Here is a 25,035-nt window from a genome sequence, read left to right on the forward strand (position 1 = left end):
CTGTCGGTCTCCCGGTCATCCACGGAAGGTCTGCTCCCGGCGCTGTGGGTCGGCGAGGACACTGTGGACCAGCGCACCGAGATCCATCTCGGGTGGCAGCGTCCGGTAGCGCACCTCGAACACGACGACACCGTTCTCGATCACCGCGAACCGTGTGGTGCGGCGTTCGAGCAGAACCCATTCGATGCGGACCGGGCCGCCGAGGTCGATCGTACGACCGTCCACCCGCAACGCCAGGCCCGCACCGTCGCGGTAGAACACCACCCGAGACTCGCCGAGGTCGCCGTACACCCCGCCCCTGGTTCCGTTCGACGCCGGAACCGCCTGCAAAGCGCCGGTACCGGGATCGAACTCGGCCGCCACGCCGAATCCGGCGAACGGTTGCACGAGGATCGGACCGCTCGCGGGGATCTGGCGCTCGCCACGCAGGTTTCGTCCATGTCCGCCGGCACCGTTCGCGCGGCTGCCGCCACCTGCCGGTCCGCTCCCGGGCCCGCCGAACGGAGGTGGCGGAGGGATCGGTCCCCATGGGCCGGGCTGTGCCCCGGACGTGGGCCCCTGGTCAGCGTTGGGCTGGTAGCTCGCGCTACCCGAGCCCCATCCCTGCTGCGCCGGGGGTTGCGTCGGAGCACTCGGGTAGGCGAGGTCGGGCCGGTGGTGCTGCGCGGGCGGCATCGCCGGCTCCGGGTACCGCTCCCCACCGGCCGCAGGCCCGGGCTGCCCAGCGCCCGGCATCGCGCCCGGCGCGGGCGGAGCCGGTTGCGGCAACGACGGAGGCACCATCGGCGGATCCGGGCGTTCCGGCGGAACCGGGAGCCCGGGAGGCATCGGCGGGAGCGGGGAGGCCGGCGGCGCGGGAGACTCCGGCAGCGCAGGCGGAACCGGGGGCACAGGTGGAACCGGTGGGACCGGGAGCTCCGGCGGAACCGAAGACACAGGCGGCTCCGGCGGCTGCGGCGGTCGTTCCGGCCGCACAGGCGGTTCCGGCAGCACAGGAGGAACCGGGAGCTCTGGCGGAACCGGCGGCTGCGGCGGCTGCGCAGGCGGCCACGGAGGCTCGGGGAGCTCTGGCGGCAACGGTGGAACGGGAGGCACAGGCGGCTCGGGCGGTAACGGTGGAACCGGAGGCACGGGCGGACCCGGAGGCAAAGGGGGCCTCGGTGGGACCGGCGGCACCGGAGGTACGGGAGGGACCGGCGGTACGGGAGGGACCGGCGGCTGCGGCGGGGCGGGGGGCTCCGGTGGTGTGGTTGACGGCTCGGGGCGGTTCGGCGGCGGCCAGGGTTCGGGGTCGACCGGGTCTATCGGTTCTACCTCGGGGAACTCGAAGTCCACATCGTGCGGGAGCTTCGGGATGTGCGAACGGTAGATCGGGTCAGGGCGCCGACGGGGGCTATCGCCGTCGCCGGAATCACGATCACCGGACACGGGTGGCTGCTGCGCATCGTCGCCTGCCTGGCCGTCACCGTCGTCGGCGGCTGGACGGCGCGCAGGATCGGACGAATCGCCCTCGCCGTTATCGGGCGCACGCCGCGCCGCACCAGACGAATCGCCATCCCCGCCCTCAGACGAGCGACGTGCGGCACCGGAGGAAGCGTCCTCTCCCCCGTCAGGCTGCTGGCCGGCCTCAGCGGATTCGTCGTCCGTGCCGTCGGACAGGCGACGCGCCGCACCAGACGAATCGTCGCTGCCACTCGCGGGCGAAGGCTGTCCGGCACCAGGCGAATTGGTGTCTCCGCCCCCCGGGATGCGGGGCATGCGGCCAGACGAAGTGCTCTCGCCGCCCTCGGGCGAACGGCGGGCGGCGTCCGAGGAATCCAGCTCGCCACCGTCGACAGATGGCGGGACGACAGGTCCTGAATCAGAGGCTTCGGAGGATCCGTCGCGGTCCGGGAGGTCGTCGGCGTCCGAGGCGCCCTCGGATTCCGGGACACCGTTTCGATCCGAAGCGCTCTCGGATTCCGACGCGCTCTCAGCGTCCGGGCTGGAGACCGGGGGAAGCTGCGCGGGCGATGCGCCGTCCGCCTCCCGCTCGGCGGAGGTGCGCGGGTCGGGTTGGGGTGGGAGTTCCGCGGTGGTGCGCTCGGGGAGGAGTGGGGGTGTGGTGGGGCGGGTGGGGGTGTAGGGGATGCCGGTGCGCCAGCCGGTGAGGGGTGGGCGGTCGGCGTCCCAGTGGTGGCCGAGGCCGATGGCGTAGGCGTTGGCGTCCTGCCAGGTGGCGAGGGGGTTGGCGCGCAGGTAGTCGGATTCGGCGAGGGCGTCGTGCAGCAGGATGAAGTCCTGGGGCAGCGGGGTGCCCTTGCGCAGCCGGTTCCAGGCCTCGGCGATATCGGCGAGTCGGTCCATCGGCTTGCGCACGAAACGGCCGTTGGGGTCGGCGTGGTCACGGACCAGCAGCTCGGCCTCCATGAGGTGGTGCCGGATCCGGGCGAGCTGCTCGGGGGTGAACACCGGGACGTCGTCGCGCATGTGCTCGGCCAGCGCGCCCGCGATCATGTCCGGATCGACGCCGGCCATGAGCAGTTCGCGCACGTCCTCGACGGTGTCACGCACGGCTTCGGGATCATCGGCGGCGAACTGGTCGGCCAGCGCCTCGGCGACGCGGTCGATCTCGGCGTGCACGGCTTCGAGCTGGGCGTCCACATCGCGGGTCGGGTCGATCCCGCTGTGGCCGTCCACCAGATCCCGGCGCACCCGGTCGACCACCTGACGCGCCCGATCCACCTGCTGCTCGCGTCGATGCTGCTCGATGCCCTCGGCGATGCGGGCGAGGTCGTCGGGGTCGGCCAGGAACCGGTCGTATTCGGCGTCGGCCCAGTCCTGCACCCGCTGCCACTGCGCGGCCTCGCGCTCCCACTGCTGCCGCAACGATTCCGGCACGTCATCGAAGCCCGGACGGTGATCGGAGGCGTCCCACGGACGAACCATGGGCTGCACATTGCGTTCCGGCGGCGCGAACCACTCGTACCCGCGGAACACCGTCCCGAACGGTGGGATCCGCTGCAACCACGGCCGCGCCTGCACCCACCGGCCGATCCACGGATGCCGCTGAATCCACGCCTTGACCGCCGGATGCTTGGGCACCTGCGCCGCCATCAGCAACAGCCGCACCACGTTGTAGGAGTCGGCGCCCCAGTGCTGGCCGAAGATCTCGTTCGGGTCGAGACCGGAGGTGTTGTACAGCGTCGGCGCCTGTGGTGCGTTCACCGGCAGGGTGCTCTCGGGGACCTTGCCTGCCGGGACCTCGTCGGTGGGCAAGGTGATGTCGTTGACGACGTCCTCCATGGCCCAGCCGCTGACACCGTCCGGCGGATCCTTGCGCGAGTACTTGCCGTACCGCTCGGCCTTGGGCTTGCTCGTTTCGCTGGTGTCGCGGCCGGTCTGCCAGTCCGGGCGGGTCGGGTCGACCCGGTGCCAGTTCCCCTCGCCGTCGCGCCAGGAGACGATGTCGAGCCGGTCGCCGCCGACCCAGCCGGTGCTCAACCGTTCCACGTCGAGCAGGCCGAGTTCCTCGACCGTGCATACGCCTTCGCGGTCGGCGCGCACGCGGCGCAGTTCGACGGTGGTGTCGCCGTCCATCATCGACTGTGCCACCAGCGAATTCGTGCGCAAAGCGGTGGCGAAGGCGTCGTCGATATCGCTGCGGGGCGGGCGGCCGAGTTGGTCGCGGATGCCGAACACCACGATCCGGGTGGCGTCGCCGTCGACGATGAGGCCGACCCGCGGCGTCACCATCCGGCCGCCTTCGCCCTCGATCATCGCCCGCCATGCGCCCGCGAGACCCGCCATCTCGTCCTGGATCCGGCCGACGAGATTATGCACCCGGTTCACATCGCGGGCGGCGTCGGCGAGGGCGTCGATATCGCGCAGCAGTAGACGCGGGCCGTCGCCCGGTGTGCCGGTGAGGACGTCGAATTGGGCTCGGCCGCGCAGGAACCGGAGGGTTTCCTCCAGGCGGTCGGGGGCGAGGGCGGCTTCGTCGGGACGGCCCTGCGCGTCGACGACGCCGAGCCGGGTGGCGAGATCATCGCGCATGACGCGGCGCGGTTTGATCTGGCGCAGCTGCTCGGCCCGCTCCCTGGCCAGCCGGTCCAGCTCGGCCGCGACCTCGTCGGCGCGTGGCCTGCCCTCGCCGACGCGGGCGCGCTCGAGTTCGGCGAGTTGGCGGTCGACCTGATCGACTTCGGCGTCGAGCCGGTTGACGGTGCTGGCCGCGTCGGCGAGTTTGGCGATGGCGGCGCGCCGTTCGGCCTGGTCGGCGCTGCTGCGTGGGGAACGCGATTGACTGGGACTTTCGTCGATACCACCGGGATGGTCGATGGTGTCCGTGCCCGCCTCGTCGTAGAGGCGCAGGATGGTCGGCTCGAGCCGGTCACCGCGCAGCGCGGCCTCGTCGACACGGCCGTTATCGTCGACCAGGCCGTGCCGCACCGCGCGATCATCGCGTTTGGCGCGCCAGAATTCGCGTTCGCGGGCCAGCTCCTGGCGCTGCTGCACCAGCCGGTCGTATTCGCCGACCGGGGTGACCGAGCGTTCCAGGCGTGCCAGTTCGTCGTCGAGGCGCGCGATGTCGGCGTCGGCGTCGTTGAACTGCTCCGCTGCCCGTTCGAGCGCGTCGAGTTCGGCCAGCCTGCGCGGCATTTCGTCGACCCGCATGGTGCGCCCGCGCAGCTCCTCCATGGTCGCGTCGAGGTTGTCGCGGTTCAGCGCCACGTAGTCGTCGCGGTTGTCGATGGGCTGACGTTCGGCGCGCATATCGCGGATCTCGCGCCATTCCTCGCGCCGCGCCACCGCTTCGGCCCGCTCGGCGGCGAGGCGGTCGTATTCGGCGCGGACCTCGGGCGACATCCGGGTGCGCGGGTCGGCATCCGTGGCGTCGGCCTGCGAATCAGCGGAATCGCCGGTGGTCGGCTCGACGCCGGCGTCGGTTCCGTCGTGTGGAGGTTGCCGATGCGACGACTCACCGTTCGCGCCTTCGCCATGGTCGCCGTCATCAGGTTGGGCAGGTGCCAGCGGAGTGTTCGGCGGTTTCTGCGCTCCTCCACCGGCTGCCGGCGTCGGCTCGGCTTCGGCACCCGCACGCGACGCCTCGCCCGGCTCGGATCCCGGCTCGGCGGAATCGCCCGATCGGCCGGACTCCTGGTCCTGCGTCGACTCCGGCGTACCGTCCGCGACGTCGTCGCGTTCGGCGGGTGCCGCGGACGATTTCTGCGCTTCCCCAATAGATTCCGCGGTACCGGGCAGCGCCCGCGCCTCGCCCGGCGCGGCGGGAGGCCGTGACGGTGGTGTGTCACCGGCGGGCGCCGGGGCGGCACCCGGATCCTCGCCGGGATCGGTGCGCCAGGTTCCGTCCGGGTTGCGTGGCTGGTGCAGGTCCGGCTGCGGGCCCGGGGTGGCGTTGTGGGCGTCGTTGACGAGTCCGGCCAGGCGGCGGATGTCGTCGGCGCGCTGACGGATCTCCTCGCGCAAGGTCGCCTGCACCTCGGCCAGCTCGGCGGGGCTCAGGCGTTCGTGCAGGTCGAGGCGACCGTCGCGGAACTTGGTGTAGGCCTCGTCCCAGGCGTCGTCGCTGGCATCGGTGATATCGACGCCGAGGATGCGCAGGTAGTCGCGGCTCGGCCTGCGGTTGGTGATATCCGGGTTCGGGCCGTCACCGAGCGGGGCGAAAAGCCCGGTATCGCCGAGCAGTTCGAGCAAGAACGCCAGCGACGTAGGGTCGTGGACCGGGATTTCCCCGCCGCCCACCCGCGGATCGGCGTTCGGGTCGCGCCGCAGATCCCGGGTGAAGGGGTCGACTTCGCCGAGTGCGCGCACGAAATCGGTCAATGCGTCGACCACCGCGGGATGATCGGCCATCGAGTACACCATGGCGTTGATCGCGCTGCGCATCCCCTCGGGACCGAGGGTGTCCGGGTCCGGCACCAGATGCCGCATGTCCTTGGTGAAGCTCGACCCGTAGATCACCTCAGGGTCGACGCCGAGCCGCTGGGCCAGCTGCCGCACCGCCGCGTTGACCGCCGCCTTGTCCAGCTTGCGCAGGTTCTCGGCGTACTCGGCGAGATCCTCCAGCTGTTGCAGCCGCCGCGAATCCGGGGTGGCGGGGTCGGCGATGATCTGTGCGACCCGCTCCGGGGTCAGCGCGGCCCGGTCGATCTGGAGCCGGTTGGTCAAATGGCCGAGCACCTTGTCGAGGGCGTTGTAATGATCGATCGCGTCGGCGCTGCGGGTGACGTCGAGCAGGCCTTCGACCTGCGTGGCGCGCAGCATGTTGTCCTGCCACAGCTGGGCGAGGGCGTCGGCCCACTGGCGCGGGGTGAGTGATTCGGGGTCGGCGATGCCGAGTTGCCCGGCCAGGGCATTGCGGTCGGCGCGCAGGGCTTCCGCGCTGCGCGGGCGTTCCGCATCGGAGGTGGTGTCGCTCGCGAACGAGTCCTCCGAGCGGTCCCGGTGCGGCGATTCGGCGGCCCGATCGGCCTCGCCGTCCACCCGGTCGGGACGGACCGAGCCGGTGCGGTCAGGACTCCTGTCCGCCGCCGCGCCGTCACCCGTCCCGGCGGGTCCGTCCGCGGGTACCGGGTCCGGCACGACATGCCAGGCCCCGCTGGGCTCACGCACCATCGTCACCGCGACCGGCCTGCCGTCGATCTCGCCGCGGAAGTGCCGGATCTCCGGAGTGTCCAGCGCGACGATGTGCACCATCCCATCGCGGTCGAGGAACGCGCTGTAGAACTCGACCTCCACCTCACCGCGGTCCACCCGGCCGGCCAGCTCGGGGTCGCGGGCAAGTGCGGCGGCAATGCCGGCCTCGTGCTCGCCCCGCGCATTGACCACGATGACGCGCGGCGGTTCACCCGGCACCTGCACTACGCGGTCGGCGGGATCGGCGGCGAGGAAATCCTCGACCCGGTCGGCGAACTCCCCGACCAGATCCGCGCGGGCTCCCATCTCATCGCGCAGCGCGGCGATGGTCTCATCCAACCGTGACGGCGACAGATCACCGATCGGCACCCCGAGCAGCTGCGCCCACACCCCGCGCTCATCGCGAATCTGCTCGCGCCGCAACGCATCCTGGAAATGCAGGCTGTTGCCTTTGTCGCGTTCCTGCGGGACCTCCGGGCCCCAGTCCAGGCCCGGTTCGCCGCCGTTGTTGACGCCCTCCCAGCGCAGCATGTCGGTGCGTTCGCCGCGGGCCCGCACGCGGTCGATCAGCGATCGGCCGAGCGGGTCCTCGTCGAAGAAGCTGGTGGAATCGGCGTAAGGGACGGCGTCGTGTTCGGCGTTGTAGCGGCGGGCCGCGGCATAGAGGCCTTCGATGGCTCCGGCGCGGCGCATGTGGGTGTAGCGCGCGTCGGCGACGGCTCGGCGCAACGTCTCCGGGTCGACATCGGGCAGGCGCAGCCCGAGCAGGCCGGCGATGCGGCGCAGCTCGGCGGCGTCGGCGGCGCGCATCCGCAGGTTGTCGGCGAGGTCGCGGGCCCACTCCGGCAGCGGTGGCTCGTTGTCGAGGACGCCGGTCGCGGGCGGCTCCTGGTCGCCCGGCGGCAGTTGCGCGCGCGCCGGTGGATCGCCGCCGTCGAGTCCGGCCAGTTCCAGATCGGCCCGGATCTCGCGCAGCAGTTCCGGATCGGCTTCATCGATCCACGGCGCGTACTCCTCGCCGTCGGGGGTGAGGATCGGCGCCGCGTCGCCGGTCTGGGTGGGTAGCCGGTCGGTGAGATGGCGCAGGAACGGAATGTGTTCCCGGCTCTTCCACATCGTCACACCCTCTTTGAGGATGCGAGCCGGGTTGAACTTGGTGGTGAGTTCCTCGATCGGCGAACCACCCGGTGTGGCAGGCGGTTTGGTGCTGGTCAGATCGATCGGCAGGTACTCGTGGCCGAGGACCGATTGGCCCGCCCCATCGACACCGGAACCGGACGGATACTTCGGGCTCGCCCCGCCGTACCCGTTGCGCAACGCATCCCAGATCTTGCGCAGCCAGGAACGCTTCTTCTGGATCGCCTTGGGTTCGGGCGGATCGGTGCGCTCGACGGTCGGGCGCAGCCGCTCCGGCGCCTCGACTCGCCACCCGCCGTTCCCGTCGTCGACCAGCCGGACCGGGACCCGATCGCCGTCGACGGTGATGACGTAGCGGCGGCCACCTGCGTCGCCGGACTGTTCCTGCCGGGTCGCGAGGACGGCGTCGGCCAAGTCATCGATGTCGGTGATGCGGCGCAGCACCTCGGTGCGCAGCCGATCGATGGTCTGATCGGGGCGGTCGGTGAGGTCGGCGAGGTCGACGTCCAGGCGGCCGGCCCACCGGTCCCGTTCGGCCGTGGCGGCGGCAACGGCATCGGGGTCGGTGACGGCGTCGAGGCGGGCGACCGCGTCGGCGAGCGCTTCGACCATCGCGGCTCGCACCAGGTTGCGGTACTGCTCGGCGGCGACAGTGCCGGCCAGGCGCGCGCCCTCGAGGTCGTCCGCGCCGAGCCCGTAGCGGCGGGCCAGCTCGGCGGCGACGTCGGCGATCGGATTCACCTGCGGCATCAGCACATTGCCGCTGCGCGCGGCTCCCTCGGCCGACGGCGTCGGCGAGCGATCCGGACCCGCATGCTCCGGCGGGAACCACAGCCCCGGCTCGTCGGGCGCCGGATGCGTGAAGTCCTGCGGGTACCGCATCGGCCGCAGCGGACCCGCCTCCGGATCCAGCACCGCGTCCAGGAACCCGTGCACGTCGGCCAACTCGGCCAACTCCGCGAGCGCCGCCAACGGATCGGGATGCCTTGTCAGCCGCTCCCCCAACCCGAGCAACTCCGCCAACCGAGCCACATACGCGCGCTCCCGCTCCGACAGCCGCACCGGATCGGCCTGATCCCGCAGTGCGACCTCGCGCAGGAATTCGATCACATCGGCGAAGGGCCGATCGCCCCAGTTCCGTTCGGCGGCCGAGCCTTCGGGATCACCTGCACGGCTCGCCGGATCGGTGCCCGGTGCGCCCGCGTCCGGCTGTCCCTCCGACGCCCGCGCCTGCGGCGGAGTTGTTTCCGACCCCCGCGCCGACGCCGATGGATGAGCCGGAGTGCCCGGAACCGACGGACCTCCCGGGCCGGCAGGTTGCTGCGGCTCCGAGGCGCGCGGAAGCTCCGACGGCATCGGCGGGACCGGGGCCTGTTCGGGCGCCGCGGGTACCGGCGGCTCCGACGGCATCGGCGGGTGCGCCGGCCGCGGCGGGTGCGCGGGCTCCGGGGGTGCGGCAGGTTGCGGCGGCACCGACGGCATCGGTGTCGATGGCCGAGGCGGATGCGACGGCACCGGCGGGTGCGCAGGTTGCGGCGGCACGGGCGGCTGCTGCGGCATCGGAGGTACAGGCGACTCCGACGGGACAGGCGGCTCCGACGGCATCGGAGGATGCGACGGCCGCGGCGGATGCGACGGCTCCGGGGGCACGGGCGGATGCGCGGGCACAGGCGGCTGCTGCGGTATCGGCGCATGTGAAGGCTGCGGGGGCGCGACAGGTCGCGGCGGTTCCGCAGGCATCGGAGGCACGGGCGGATGCGCGGGCATCGGCGGGTGCGGCGGCATCGGAGGCACCGGCGATTCCGACGGGGTGGGCGCCCGCGACGGCGTCGGCGGATGTGAAGGCTGTGGCGGAACCGCTGGACGCGGAGGTGCCGAGGGCATGGGTGGGTGCGCTGGCAGTGGCGGCACGGGAGCCGGGGGCTTCGGCTGCTCGGCGGCACCCGGGGTTTGCGGCGGGCGGGGTGCGCCGGGGCCTGCCGGTGACGAGCCCGGATCCTCGGGGGGCTGTGGGCCTTCCGGGGCGGCGGGGGGCTCGGGGGGTGTGTCGGGATCCTCGGGCAGCGGGTGGATGGCGGTGTCGCGCAACCACTGCACACGGTCCTCGGCCATACGCGCCGACCATTCGGCCTGCTCGGCGCGGAGGCCCGCCCAGCGGTCAGCGGGGTCCGCTTCGGCCAGGGCTCGCAGGAACGCGGCGTGTTCAGCCGCCATCCTGGCTTCCCATTCGGCCTGGATGATCTGCTGCTGCTCGTACCACGCGGATGGCAGGCGCTCGGGGTCGCTTCGGGCGGGATCGTCGGCCCCGCCCGGCTCGCGTGCGGAATCCCCGCCACCGGAATCACCCGCACCGGGCTCGCTCGGCTCGCCTGGCGTCGGCGGAGCCTTCGGCGGGCCGCCGGGGGGCCGGTTGCCGCCGGCTGCTGCTGCGGCGGGCTCGGCGTTCGAATTGTCCACCGGTGCACCAGCGCCCGGCTCCTCGCTCGGCCGGCTGGCGCGCGGGTCCGGCGCGTCGCCTCCCGCCTGGTTCTGCGCCTCGCGCATGGCCTGGTAGAACTCGTCGGCGAGCCGCGCGAGCTCGTGGATACGCTCGGCGCGGTCGCGCACTTCGCGCCGCAGGGCGGCGAGCTCGGCCGCCAGTTTCTCTGGGCTCAGGCCCTCGTGTTTTTCGATGCGGCCGTCGCGGTACGCCTCGTAGACCTTGCGGAAGGTGGCGTCGTCGGCGTCGGTGAGGTCGACGCCGACGATGCGGGCCCAATCCCGGTTGGGTGTGGGGCGACGGGCGGGATCGTCACTGGGCAGCGGGCCGGTGTCGGAGCGGCGGGCGGCGTCGGCGACGGCGCGGGCGAAATCGTCGGCGCCGCGGGCGCGCACGGCGTCGGCGATGATGTCGCGCAGCGCGGTCATCGAATCCCGGTCGTGCATCGGGAATCTGCCGTCGATGACGCGCGGATCACGGCTGTCGTCACCGCGGGCGACCGAGGCGTACGGGTCGACGGCCAGGAGCGCGTCCGCGTATTCGGTGAGCGCGTCGCGCACCAGCTCGCTGTAGCCGCGCGCCTCGAGGTCACGGATCACGGTCTTCAGCTTCGCCGGTGACATCCCGGTGGGGTCGACGGCGAACTTGCGGCCCTGGCCCGGCACATCGACGCGGCCGGGCGGCATCAGCGCGGCGTGCTTCAGCGAAACCCCGGCCCGCTCGGCGAATTCCGCCTTGGTCAACGCGCGGGCCACGGAATCGGAGACGAGGCGTTCGGCCAGCCGGTCGCGTGCGGCGTCGACGGCTCCCGGGTCGATCTCCCGCAACTGCTTGGCGTATCCGGCGAGGTCGGTGAGCTGCTGGGCGCGCAGGCCACGCCGCTGGGAGGTGTCGCTGAGCGCCTCACCCATGGTCTCGCCGGTGAGCTCGGCCTGCGGGATGCCGAGTCTGGTGGCGAGCCGGCTGCGCGCGTCACCGACCTCGTGGAAGGTCTGGATGTCGTTGGCGGAGCGGGTGAAATCGGTGAGGCCTTCGATCTGCGCGGCCCGCACGGCATTGTCGAGCAGGTGGTCGGCGACGGTCTGGTCGATCATGTCGGGATGCACGTCGGCCGGGCCGAGCCCGAGTTCGTGCATCACCCGGACGAGGTCGGCGAGGATGTCCTCGCGCGGCCGGGGCGCGGTTGGCGCCGGGTCGGCGGCCTGCGCCGGATCCGATTCGGGTATCGGCTGCCACGGTCCGTCGCCCTCACGGATCAGGGTCACCGACAGTTCGCGTCCGTCGACGGTCTCCTGCCGGTGCAGCACCTGCGGTGTGTCGACGGGATCGAGATGGGTGCGCCCGGTCCAATCGGTGTGCGCGACGCGGTAATCCACGGTCAGGCCGCCGTCGGCGAGGTCGCGGACGAGCTGCGGGTCGGCGGCGAGCGCGTCGGCGAGCGCCTGGTGCCTGCTGCGCTCGCCGTCGACGACGATCAACCGGTCCGGTCCGTCCGGTTCCGGAATGCGCACGACCTGATCGCCGATCGCCTCGCCGACCGGATCCCCTTCCTCGGTCTCGGGGAACCGCTGCCGCGCGAGATCGGCGAATTCGGCCACCCGGTCCGAGCGCGCGACATTGGCCTCACGCAACTCGTTCAGCAACCCGTCGAGCATGTCCCAGGTGAGTTGCCGCACGTCGAGGTCACGCATGGCAGCCCAGGTCGCCAGCTCGTCGCGCAGCTGATCACGGCGCAGTGCGTGCTCGAAGAACTGGCGCAGGCCCTGGTCGCGGCCGAGTTCGTCGCCTTCACCCCATTCCGGCAGCGGGTCGGCGCCGTTGCCGATCGGCACGGTGTCCAGCAGGCCGAGGTGGTGGCCGAAGGCGGCGATGATCTCGTTGCGGAACCGGCCCATCGGGTTCTGGTCGATGAAGCTGACCGAGCCGATGAAGGGCACGGCACGCCCCGCCGGGTCGGGTTCGGCGAAGCGATTCGGGCGGGGCGCGCCGTCGATCGGCTCGTCGTCGGCGTCGCGGTCGGGGCCATCCAGTTGCTCCGGGTCGCGGCCACGGTCGAGTCCGGTCCGATCCGGCCCGATCACCCCTGATGCGCGGGTCCCGTCCCAGTCGGCGTGCGTGAACGGCAGCGTCTGTTCCTCATGGAAGCGCTGGGCCGCGGCGGCGAGCCCCTCGATCGCGGCGGCGGCCCGCACGACGCGGTACTGGTGCTCGTCGATGAGGTCACGCAGGGTCTGCAAGCTGTCGTCGGGCAGGTCGACGCCGAGCAACCGCTGCGCCGCATCCGCCAGCGATTCCCCTTCCGGTGGCGGACCGGCCGGTTCGGGTGGCCGGGTGCCGGCCGGTGGTTCGTCGGCCAGCCGATCGGCTTCCTCGGCGGTGACGAGGTCGCGTTCGCGCAGCGCGTCGATGATCCGTTGCCGCTGTTCGGCATCCGCGCCAGGGAAAGCGTCGAGCAAGGCCTGCCTGGCGTCCTCCGGCGTGATCCGCTCGACGTCGTAATCCGACACGACCTGCTCACGAACGAGATCCGGGTCGGCGTCGGAGTTCCACGGCCGGTACTCCTCGCCGTCGGCGGTGCGCATCGGCAGATGCTCGCCCGCGGAGCCGCGCATGCGCCCGGACAGCTCGCCGAGGATCGGGATCATCTCGCGGTTCTGGATCCAGATCGGCGCCTGCTGGGCGATGCGCAGCAGCGTGGGATCGGGCGCGCCCGCTTCCGGTGGCGCCTCGACCCGCGGGACGTCGGAGGGCGGCGCGGGCGGCGGTGCGGGCGGTGGCGGTCCGACGAGATCCGGTATGCCTGCGACACCGTCGCGGAGGGCGGCCTGGCCGGCCGAATCACCGACCGGCGACCCGGACGGGTACTTGGGTTGCGCTTCACGCCCCGGCATCATCTCCCGGACCGCGTCCCATTCGCGGCGCAACGGCGAACGAGTGTCGGCGTTTTCGGGTTCGTCCGTTTCGGGCACGACGCGCCACCGGTCGGCGCCGTCTGCGCGGACCGGCACCTCGACCTGCTGACCGTCGACGTCGATGGCGACCTTCGGCGGCGGGTCAACCGAATCCGGTTCGACCGGGCGATCGCCCGAATCCGGCGGTGCCCCTGCCTCATCGGGGTCGCGACGATCCGGCGCCTTGCCCGGTTCATCGCCGGACGGCTGTTCCGGGTCGACCGCCATCCGGTCCGGCGCGGACGGCGCAGGCGTATCGGCCGGCGCCGGGTTACGGGCCGCGTCGACGAGCAGCTGGTACAGAATCCGCACCGGCGTGTTCGCCTGATCCGCCCCGCCGACGAGGTATTCGGCCAACGCCTCGGCCAGGGCCTCCCCCGGCTGCAACATCCCGTCCGCGTCGAGGCTGTAGCCGCTCAGCTGGCCCAGCCACGTCCCGAAATCGCCCTCGGGATCGGCTTTCGCGCGCGCGAGCAGTTCCGATTCGGCGGTGTCGCGGGCGACCAGGTTGCCCGCGTAGTCGAGCGCGTGACCGAACTCGTGCACGGCGACGTAGTAGACCGGACGGCGCAGGATCGTCGAGGTGAACTGCCCGTTGTCCACGCCGTTGCGCGCCGAGTCGAGGAAAGCGTAGGCGCTGCACGCATCGTCGTAGCTGAGCGTGATGGACTTGACATGCCAGGGGTCCGTGGCGCGGTCGCGGATACCTTCGGTCTCCCCCAGCACCCCGAAACCCAGCCGCGAGATGCCGACCGAGCGCACATCGACCTGTGGGAACCGAGCGAACATATCGACCAGTCCGCGGGCGTAGTCGCGTACCACGACCGCGTTGAGCCCCGGAAGATCGAAACCGAAGGTGTCGAATTCCGGGTTGTCGGTCACGGTACGCAGATGGTCGCGCAGATGGTCACCGACCTGCTGCGGGTCGAGTTTCGACCACTCGTCGTCGTCGACGATGCCGAGCAGTTCGGCGTCCTGCGTGTCGAGCGTGTCGTCCTCGCCGGGCGGCCGCAACGGCTGAATCCCGTCGTGTGCCATCCGATCGGATTCGCGGTCGGCCGCAGTGGATTCGGTGTCGCGGTCGCCGAGGCGGTCCGCCGCCCCCCGATCCTCGCGGGCCGACGGGTCGACGTCTATGCCGGTCGTCCGCTCGGCCGCCCCGACGAGCAGGTCGTAGGCCTGGCCCACCGCATCGTTGACGTTGTCGCGCCCGTTCAGCACCACATCGACGAACGCCTCGGCCAGCGCTTCACCCGGGTCGAGCACACCGGCGGTGTCGAAGCCGTAGCCGGTGAGGTGATCGCGCAACCAGTTGTCGTAGCCCTCGACAGTGCCCGTGCCGAGCCGGTTGGTCACGTAGTACTCGATCAGCGTGTCGTCCAGCATCGCCCGCGCGGACTTCTTGCCCGCGTAGTCGAGGGCATGACCGAACTCGTGCGTGACCGCGGCGTACACCGGACGGCTGAGCACCGAGGGATGGAAACGACCGGCAGCGACCCCGTCGGCCATCCACTGCCGCAGCAGTTCCGGGTTGGTCGCGAAGCGGGTGTTGAGCGTCATCGAGTCGGTGACGAGGCCACCGGTGCCGCGGTCCTCGGCCGAGCGGGTCATGCCGACCAGGCCCCGCGCCATGTCCTCGATGCCGATGCGGCGCAGGTCGACCTGGGGGTAACGGGTGGCCAGATCGACCATCGCCCGTGCGTATTCGCGAGCGAACTCAGGATCGATACCGGGCCGGTCGAGGCCGAGCGCCTCGGGATCGGGGTCGAATCCGACCACCTCGAGGTCGGGGTTGTCCAGGATGGCGCGCAGCTCGGCGGCCAGGCGGTCACCGACTTCCGCAGGGGTCAGCGGCGTCCATTCGTCGGCGACCGGCCCGCGCTCATCCCGGGTGTCCTGTGTCGGCTCGGTGCTCTCGGACCGATCATCCGATTCCGGTACCGGGTCGCCGAGGCGGTCGGTGTTCGAATCACCGTCGCGTCCGGACCGGAACGGCAGCCCGTCGATGAATTTGCCGAATCGACTGCGCGGCGGGCTGCGGTCGTACAGGTCGGCCGATCCGTCTTCGAGCACCTTGACGATCCGGGCGAGCAGGCGTTCCCGATCGGAATCGGCCAAACCTTCGAACAGCCGGTTGAGGGCGCCACGGGAACCACCGTCCACCGGTGGCGGCACCACCCAGCCACCACGGCCGTCGGGGGCCAGGTACATGCTGGTGGGCAGTGGTCCGATATCGAAAACCTGCAGCGAGTAATGCGACGGCGTGCTCGGCCGGGGCCCGGTCGGCATCGGAATCTCGCGGCGGACCAGCCGATTCACCACATCGCCCGGATGGGTCGGGTCCACTTCCCCGCCGCGGAACGGCCGTTCGGCGAAACCCTCCCGCAAGAGGGTGGGTCCTCGCCCTCCGGGGCGATTCTTCGGCCGCGGCGTGAAGTCCTCCTGGCCCAGCTGCGCCAGCCATTCACCGAGACCGAGCGAAGTCCGGTTCTCCTCCCGCAGGCGCCGATAGTGGGCCAGGACTTCTTTCATGGCCTCGAGCACATCAGGACGGCGGTAGGGGCCTTCGGCCGTGTAACCGTTGACGTACTGCGCCACTGGCTCGCCATCGGGGCCGAGGGCTGCCGTCTTGTAGTCCAGTATGTGCGTGCCGTTCCACAGCACATCGCTGTATTCCGGATGCCTGATGGCCAGCTCACGCAGCGCATCCATATGGCCGCCCGGTTCGGCGACGATGACCAGTCGCGGCCTGGTTTTCTCCGGGGTGCCGGGATAGCGGGCGACGCCGTCGGTCAGGCGCTGCGGATGCGGTTCGTCGTTGTACTCCAGGTCGAGGACGCGGCGCACGAGATCGGAATCGCCTGTGCGGACCAGCGTCGAATCGTCCGCATCGGCAGCAGCGTCGAGCGATCCGGGATCTTCGGCGGGCTTGCTCGGGAAACCCCAGCTCGCGTCATCGGTCTCGCCCATGGCCCGGATGACGTCGAGCAGGATCTCGGCCTCGTCCGCGCCGGTGCGATCGAGGTAGCGCTTCAGTGCGTCGCGACCCGCCTGCTGGGCTGCCTGTTCCGGTGGCGGACCGGCGGGATTGCGCCGTAAAGCCTTCTCCGCCTTGGCGTAAGCCTTGTCGTGGGCACGGGTGTAGGCGTCCTCCGCAGGCCCGAACGGCACGTAGGTGCCCAGTTCACGCACCAGGCGCAGGTTCTCGATCTCCCCGGCCAAATGGTCGGCCAGACGGTCATGATCGGTCTTCGATGGACGCGGAGTGCTGTCGCTCGCGCTGCCCGGATCGATGCCGTGCACACGATCCCAGATCGCACCGAAATGATCGCTGTGGCGGACGCCGTCGAGCAGCGGTCCGAGGGTGTCCAACCGTGCTCGCACCGCGCGCACGCCTGCCCGGAACGCCGCCGGGTGGTACGCCGAGACCGAGCGGACCACGCCCGATTTCCAATAGGCGTTCTTGGCCAGCTTCAGCGCATCCTGGTACGCGGCGACGAACGCTTGCTCGAGCGCGGTGACGCCGGGGCGCTTCAGGTCGAACCTGCCGGTGAAATCGGCATCGGCGCGGAAGGACAGCGCGAAGGCCTCGGCGGCCCGGTCCAGCATCAGCTTCACGTATTCGTCTCGGCTGAGCGACAGTTGAGGCAGCGGCTCGCCGGCATCGGCGGCGGACAGTTCCGCGAGCCGGGCGCCGCGCACCAGCTCCCGCACCTGTTCGGCCGGATCGGCGGCGCGATCGAGCACCAGGGTGTTCGTGGCCGGGTCGTATCCCGCGACGGGGCCGAGATCCTGCCTGCCGTTCGGCTGCCTGCCCAGGCGGGCCTCCGGTTCGGTGCTGAACCGCACGTCCACCCCGAGGCGGTCGAGGGTGTGCATCGCCCAGTTGATCAACGTCGAGTTCCTGGGGTTGAACACCAGATCACGCAGCTGTGTCGCGGCGTGATCGCTCAGGGACTCGCCGGAGGTGTTGTCGGGATCGGGCTCGAACCGGACAACGGCGGTATCGGGTTCGCCCTCGGACCGCACGGCCGCGGCATCCGGCTCGCCCTCGGACCGCACAACGCCGACATCAGGTTCGGACTCGGCGCGGACGACGGCAGTATCAGTTTCGCCCGCAGGCCGCGCAACCCCGGCGTCAGGTTCGGACTCGCTCCGCACGACCCCGGCATCGGGTTCCGCAGATCGCGGAGGAGGCGTCTCGTCCGGACGAACCGGTGCGTCACCGGCATCCCGCCGCACGTGCAGTACACCCGTCGGGTCGCGGTCCACCCGCACCGCGGGCCGATCTCCGGCAGCCTGCGGGCCGGCCAGATCCCGGCGGACGAAGTCGGTGATCTCATCGACCAGACGCGCTCGTTCGGCAGAGGCTCTGGTGTGCTGCTCGGTCAGTTCCGCGAGGATGCGCACATCGTCGGTCTCGCCCAGCTCGGGGTGACGGGTGAATACGTCGAGGATCTCGGGCCGGGTGTTCGGCAGCTCGTCGCCGGACCGGCCCGCCGTCGCCAGCAGTCTGTCGACCACCCGGTCCCAATCGGCTTCGATCCGCATCACCGCACGCGCGGCCGCGGATTCGGCGCGCAGCAATGCCGCGATCGCGCGCGCGGCCTCCGGCGAGGACGGCACGTATTCGTCCATGCCCTCGGGCGAGCGCGGGCGCTGCTCGGCATCCCATTGCGCGCCAGCGTCTTTGGCCGGTCCGGAATCCGCGTCGGCGGGATCGAACATCGGGTGAGCGAGCAGATGCGCGAGCGCGGCCTCGCGCGCGTGGGCGCGGGCCTGCGGGGAATCGGCGGCGCGCACCGCATCCGCGTAAGCGTCCAGGTACGCCGATTCCAGCTCCGCGCGGACGGCGGCGTCGACGGCATCGCGGATCGGGGCGGCCCCGGTGTCGTAGCCCGCCTGACGCAGTTCGGCGCGGAACTCGGCCACCCGGGCGATCGCGTCCGCCTCGGCCCGGCGGTGAGCGGCGATGTGCTCGCCGCGGTCGAGGCCACGGATGCGGGCCGGAATCGTCTCCACCCGGCCCGCGACCACGGCATCGGTCAGCGCCGCCGCCCGCACCAGCGCCGCCGCCTGCGCGACCAGATCGCGTTCGCGGGTGCCGACGAAGACCTCCATGGTTCGCCCGTCGAAGGCATCGGGCAGGGCGGCCCCCGCGCCGGGCTCCTCGAGGCGGACCAGCACATCGGCCGCCCGCAACGTCGCCAGCGCGGCCCGCCCGGACTCGGTGCGCGCCAGCAATTGCCGCACCTCGGCCAGTGCCGGATCGACCGGACGAATCAGCCAGCCGTCCGGTTGGCCGGCGTCGCGGACGAGGTCGTGGGGATCGGCGGAATCCGGGTCGGTTACAGCTCGAACGTCCCCTGTTCCGGCCAGGTCCCGTCCGGGCGGCGGTGCGCCGTCGCCCACGCCTTCGCCCGCGCGCACACCGGATGGATCGCCGGTGCGTCCGTCCGGCTGCGCAGCGTCTGCTTGTCGATCGTCAGCCGGTGTTCCAGCGTCGGGTCGTCCGTCGACTGCGCCCGCACCAGGTACTCGATCACGTTGCGGTCCTCGTGGATCCGCCGCATCGTCGCCTGCCACCGGGTCGGATGGATCTGCCGCGCCCGGATCGGCTGCCCGGTCTCGATCGCCTGGTCGAACATCTGCCCGATCACCGCCGGCGGCAGGCTCGGATGCTCGGTCACCACGCCCGTCCGGGAGTCCACCACGTAGTTCCCCAGGCCGATCCCCTGCCCCGATGGCAGCGTCGGCCGGCACACCCACCCGTGCCGGGACCGATGGATCCGGAACTGCCGGCCCGGAAAGATCTCGGCCAGATGGTGTTCCACTTGTTGCCTGGTCTGGAGTCGATCCATCGTCGTGCTCCTGCTTCGGTTGCGCCTGGTCCGCCGGTGCGGCGACATCTGCCGGGAGATCGATATAGAACATCGCCGCGCTGTTGTCGACCAGCAGGCGCGGCGGCGTATCGGAGGTCCTGCCGTGCTGCGGATCCCACCACACCGGGCCGTCCGCGCCCAGCGGATACACCACCAGCGTGACATGGCCGTTGTCGTAGACCGGTTTGCCGTCATCGGTGAACAGCTTCTGGCCCGTGTCGGGATCGGTGGCGTGCCAGTTGTTGGCCACCACCGCGGCCGAACCCGGCCCCAGCGAGTCGATGTAGCGGTGCAGCCCGTGGAACTGCACCGGAATCGGCACACTCGAATTCTGCCGCCACTCCCGGCCGAGCCACTCGGCGATGCGCCGGTCGCCGTCGGGTTCACCGCCGATCGTATCGATGGGCGCGTCGGCGAAGTCCTCGCTCAGCCACCGCGGGAAGGCCACCTGCGGATCCCCGAAGAACGACGCCAAAGCCGCCAGCACGCAATCGACACAGTTGGTGGAGCGACCGAGGACCTCGGGGCCGCCATCGTTGATCAACTGCCCGTAGTCGTTGGTGCGCGGGTCGGCACCGATCAGGAACCGATCGCCGTCGCGCAGCGCGTCCTGCACCCGGGCCTGGTGCACCGGATCTTCGAGCACGTCCAGGTAGTTCGGCGCGATCTCCCGAGTCGCGGGAATGGCGTCGAGCCGGGACGGGGTGTTCGCCGCGGCGATGTCGTTGCTCAGCTGCCCGAGATCCGCGTCGCTGAAACCGAGGCCGGTGCCGAGGTTCGGATTGAGCGGGCCGAGCCCGAGATGGCGGCGCAGATCGTTGACGATCACGGCCGGGTCGTCGTCGGCGGTGCGGATGCCGGGGCCGGGCTCCTCGCCCGCCCGGACCCGAACGTGGGCGGCATCGGCGTCGGCCGTCGCGACGATGTCGATGAGCAGGCGGTCGCCGTTGCGCAGTCGCGGGCCGTTGTCGAGCAGGTCATCGACGGTGCGCTGCATGTGGCCGGTCACCGCACGGACACCGGCGGCGTCCAGCGTGCCGTCGCTGTCGACGTGGACGCGCACCGTGGCGACCGTGACGGGCGAGCCGTCGTTGTGGAAGCGGGCCGCGTCGAACACGGGGGTGGTGCGGTCGCCCGGGAGCCCGTTGGGCCCGAGCTCCGGTCGCCGCACCGGAGTGGTCCGGTCACCGTCCGGTGTTTGATGGCGCAGGGCCTCACGCAGGCGGGGGGCGTCGGGGGTTGGGGCGGCTGCCTGGAGGTCGTCGGCGGTGCGGTCGGTGGTTGGAGCGTCGCCGGCCGCGCGATCGGCGGCGGCAGGGCCGGTAAGGGTGCCGTCGTCCGGGCTGCCGTCGTCGGGGCGGTCGCCGATGCGGGCGTCGCCGTCGAGGGCATCGGCCGAATCGTCCGGCGCCAACCTGCTCGCCTCGACACCGCCGATGATGTCCATCGGCACCGGCTGCCCGTCGCGATTCAGGTCGAACCGGCGGATGGTCACCTCACCGTGTTCAGAGGTGTGCGCGAGGTAGTACTCGATCTCCAGGGTGCCGTCGCGATGAGCACGCAGCAGCGCTTTCCGTGCGTCGATCAGTGCCTCGCCCGCGGGATCGCTGTCGAGGGCCCGCAGCTGTTCCGGGGTCGCCCGCAGCAGAGTGGCGAGGTTGGTGTCGATGGCCAGGGTGCGACGCAGGTATTCCGGTGAACCCTGTTGTGCGCTCACGGTTTTCGACCCACCGAGCGTAGAACCGACACCCTTGGCCTCGACCACGACCAGCTTCGGCGGCCTCCCGTCGGTGCCCGGTTGCAGTGCGGCGATATCGACGGTATTGGCCCCGTCGAACGCGCCGGGGAACGGCGTCAGCTGCACCGCGCCGGGTCGCAATGCCGGATCCAGCACGAACGCGGTGGCGCCGAGCTCGCCGAGCAACTTGGAGGTGGCCACCATGTCCTGGCCGAGGTCGTTGTACCGTTCGGCCTCCGCGCGCAGCTCGCCGAGCCGGATCAACTGCGCGATCCGCTCCGCCTCCGGAATGTCCTGGGCGCCGGCGATCCGGTTGATATGCCGCTGGATCTCGGCCTCGAGCTTCTTCGGCGCGAGATCGTGGATATCGGTGATCCCGAACTCGCCCATATGCTGCTTGACCAGGGTGCCGAGCGCGTCACGCTCCGCTTGCAAGGCAATGCGATCCGCCGACGCCTGCGCCAGCCGATCCGCGATCGCCGCATCGGTCACCTGGTAGGGGGTCTCGGGCCCCGGCTGCGCTTCGTACAGGTAGCCGTAGGAGGTGCGCGGGTCGGGGATCCAGCCCCTGGCGTCACGCAGCTGGAAATTCTTGTCCCGCCAGGTGTTCGGCGGGTCGTCACGGTGATGCCAGTTGCCGTCGTTGCCCCGGTACATCCCCTCCGGGACGGCGCGCAGCGGCGCGGACTGGTTGCCCTCCCCGGCGCCCACCCGCCGGTCGGCATCGAGTCCACCGGCCGCGGGCACCGTCTCGCCGAGCGGGTGCAGCGGATTGCCCGCGGCGTCGTAGACGACGCCGTAGGTGCCACGCACGTCGCGTGGCAGCGTGGGCGGAAAACCCTCGACCCGCCCCGCGCCCGGATCGCGCACCATGATGGTGCCGTTCTCGTTGACCAGCACATACGCGTGCGCGCCCACCCGGTACCGGTTGGTCGGCCCCGAGTAGTCGTCCACCACCAGCGCCGCCGAACCGGGCCCGAGCACAAGCAGCTGATCGGCGATGTCCTGATGCCCGTCGAACGGCCGCAGCCGCCCACCCGCGGCCGCCTCGACCTCCCCCGCGGACATGCCCTCCGGCCCGACCGGATGCACCGGTGGCGTGATCGCCCGACTGCCGGTCAGCTCCCGGAGCAGGCGCAGCGCCAGCTCGGCGCGGCGACCCCGCCGTGCGGCGGCACCGTCACGGACATCCTCGGATCGCGTGGTCGGCGTCGTATCCGATGAGTCGGCGACCGGCGCGCCCTCCCGCGAGCCGATCCGGTTGCTGCCGGGGCCGTTGTCCCGGCTGGAGACACCGCCCGCCGACAGGTCCGGCGGTGGGATGACGAACATCGGAGCCGGGAGCGCGGACCCGTCGAAGTCGCCGGTGTCCGGACGCCGAGCAGGATCGGTCGAGCGGACCAGCGGATCGCCCGCGTCTGCTGGCGAGCCGTCGGCGGCGTCGACAAGGCCGGGACGCGCGGTCCGATCGGCTGCGGACAGCTCGTCCCGATTCCGGAGGGGAGTCTGCGCGTCCGAGTCGGAAGGGTCAGCGTCGCGGTCCCGGCCGGGTTGATCGTCGCGTCCAGCAGCCGCGTCGTCACCCCGTTCGCGATCGCCGCCGCGCACCTGGTCACCGCGAACACGATCCGTGCCGCCCAGCTCATCGCCACGCGCGCGATCGGCACCACCCAGTTCATCGCCGCCGCGATCACGATCCGAGATACCCAGCTCATCGTGGGGCGCGCGATCAGCACCAGCCCGCTCAGCATCACCGCGCGCGCGATCCGCATCAGCCAGCGCGTCACCGCGATCACGGTCCGCGCCGCCCAGCTCATCACCGCGCGCGCGATCCGCATCACCCAGCGCGTCACCGCGATCACGGTCCGCGCCACCCGGCTCATCACCGCGATCACGATATGCGCGGCCCAGCTCATCACCGCGCGCGCGATCCCCTTCTGCCAGCGGGGCGTCGCCGAGGACCGGTGCTGCCGGGTCGCCGAGATCTTGCCGCGACCGGTCGCTGTCGCCTGCGCCGGGCAGGTCGTCTCCGGCGCGCGCCCCCGCTTGAATGCCCGGCTGATAATCGCCGCCTATGGGTGCGGCGCGAACGGGGTCGGGGGTGCCGGCGCGGGAATCCGGGGCGGGTGCAACGTCATTCGGGCCAGTAGCGGGGCGGTCGGCTGCCTCCTCGCCCGGTGCGCGCGGACCGGCGACATCGGACACTCCGGTGCGATCCGGCCCGCCACCGGGAGTGTCGCCGACGGGCACCCGTCCGTCCCCACGTGCCGGGCTCGACGCGCCCGCACCGGTCCGGGCTTCGCCACCCGACGCGGCCGGCGAGGCATTCGGTGCCGTGCTCGCGGGCGGCGCACCCGCAGGAGGTGCGCCTGCGGCAACCGGTGGCGGCGGAGCGACCGGGACCCCCGCCCCGGCCTCACCTGCCTCGCCGACGCCGTCCACTCTGGCCTCAGGGCCGAGATTCGTAGGCACGCCGGGCATTCCGTGGTGCCCGCCGATTCCCCCGTCTGCACGGGGTTCGGCTTGCAGGCCGCCGTCACCGCGCACGCCGTCCCCGCCGGCGGCCGCGCCTGCGCGACTGCTATCGCGGTCGCCGGCGTCACCGGCGGAATCGCCTCGGGAGGCATCACCGGCTCGCGAGGCGTCCCCCGCCCGGCTGTCGCCGTCATCGCGCGCCGCGTCCCCTGCCCGGGTGTCGCTGTCACCGCGATCGGCGGCATCTCCGGCCCGGCTCTCACCGGCGCGGCCTTCGCCTTCGCCTCGACCGCTCTCGCCGGCCCTGGTATCGCCGCCGCTGTCACCGCGCTGATCGCCCTGACTCGGCGGCGGTGCGGAACCGTCGTCGGCGCGGCCACCGTCACCCTGGGCCGCGGACGTCCTGCCGCCATCACCCTGATTGCCGGATTGATTGCCGCCGTTGTTGTTCGCGCCCTGGTTGGCGCTGCTGTTACCACCCTGGTTGGCGCCGGTTCCTCCCTGATTCGCGCCCGAACCACCCTGATTGGCGCCGGTATTACCACCGGCCCCCGGCGTGCCTCCGCCGCCCGCTCCGGGCTGACCGCCCGGCGTACCACCACCGGTGCCGGGTGTCCCGGGCCCGCCCGCACCGGAGCCCGGCGCACCACCCGGACCGAAGATCACCGCGTCGAGCCGCGACTGGAAACTCGGCTGGTTGAACAGATCCGGCCGCCGGTTACTCCAGACCTGGTTCGCCCACGCCTTGTTCGCACCACTCGCGGCGCCGTTGAAGACGCCGGCGGTGATCGCGCGCGGGTCGAAATTGTTCAGGGCGTTGCCCAGGTTCTGGGACGCCTTGTCCCAGCCTTCTCGCGCCCAATCGATGCCGAACTGGGTGCCGAGACTCGCCGCGTAACCCGCTGTCGCACCGGCCAAACCAGCCGTGGAACCGCTGATCAGCCCGTTGACGATCGGGTTGACGCGCTGCGGCCGGATCACAGTGCCGTCCGGGAGTCGCTGCGGCCCGAGCCAGTTCCCCATCCGATGCGCCAGCGGACCGGCCACCGCACCACCCACCGCGGAAGACACCGCAGTGACCGCCACCTGATCCCAGTCGATCTCTTTACGGTTGCCCTGCCAGACCTGATACGCCTGGATACCGAGGTCCTGGCCGGTGCCGATGACGGTGTCGATGGCGACGTGGCGCACCATGAACTGGAAGAACTTCTTGCTCGCCAGCGACACGACCATGTTGCGGATGGCGGTGGCGACCCTTTGCGCGCCGAACCGGATCGCGACCCGGGTCAGTGCAATCGCCGCCGCCTGCACCGCGGGAGCGGTCGGCGGAAAGATCCACGCCGCGGCGAGTTCGGCCGCCAATAGCACCAGCGACGAGATCACCATCAGCTTGGCGTATTCGATCTCGTTCGCCATATTGTCGGCGGACTCGCCCATGCTGTTGAGTCCCTCGATCAATTGCTCGAGCGAACCCTTGTCCTGCCCCTCGGTCGCGTAGAGCATCGAGTCGAAGGCCTTGGCGATGTCCTTCGGCGCCTCGCCCTCGGGGTAGGCGTTCAGGGAGACCGTCCTGGCCTCGCGGACGTCGGCGATCACCTCTTGGATGGCTTCGGCCGCCGCACGCCAGTCGTCGGCGAGCGAGCGCATATCGTCCTCGTTGCCGTCCGGCCAGTCGGTGCCGGCCACCCACCCGAGAACGGTGGGAAAATCGATCGCCATAGGAGCCTAGGTCAG

At 71.5% G+C, this 25,035-nt stretch carries 1 protein-coding gene; it reads right to left on the reverse strand.

The features are described from left to right. Window positions 1-15: 15 nt before the first annotated feature. A complete protein-coding gene (locus tag FEK34_RS01460) occupies window positions 16-25,020 on the reverse strand; it encodes a toxin glutamine deamidase domain-containing protein (protein ID WP_138446062.1) in 25,005 nt (8,334 codons plus the stop codon). Window positions 25,021-25,035 lie beyond the last annotated feature (15 nt).

Source organism: Nocardia cyriacigeorgica (genome assembly GCF_005863245.1).
GTDB lineage: Bacteria > Actinomycetota > Actinomycetes > Mycobacteriales > Mycobacteriaceae > Nocardia > Nocardia cyriacigeorgica_C.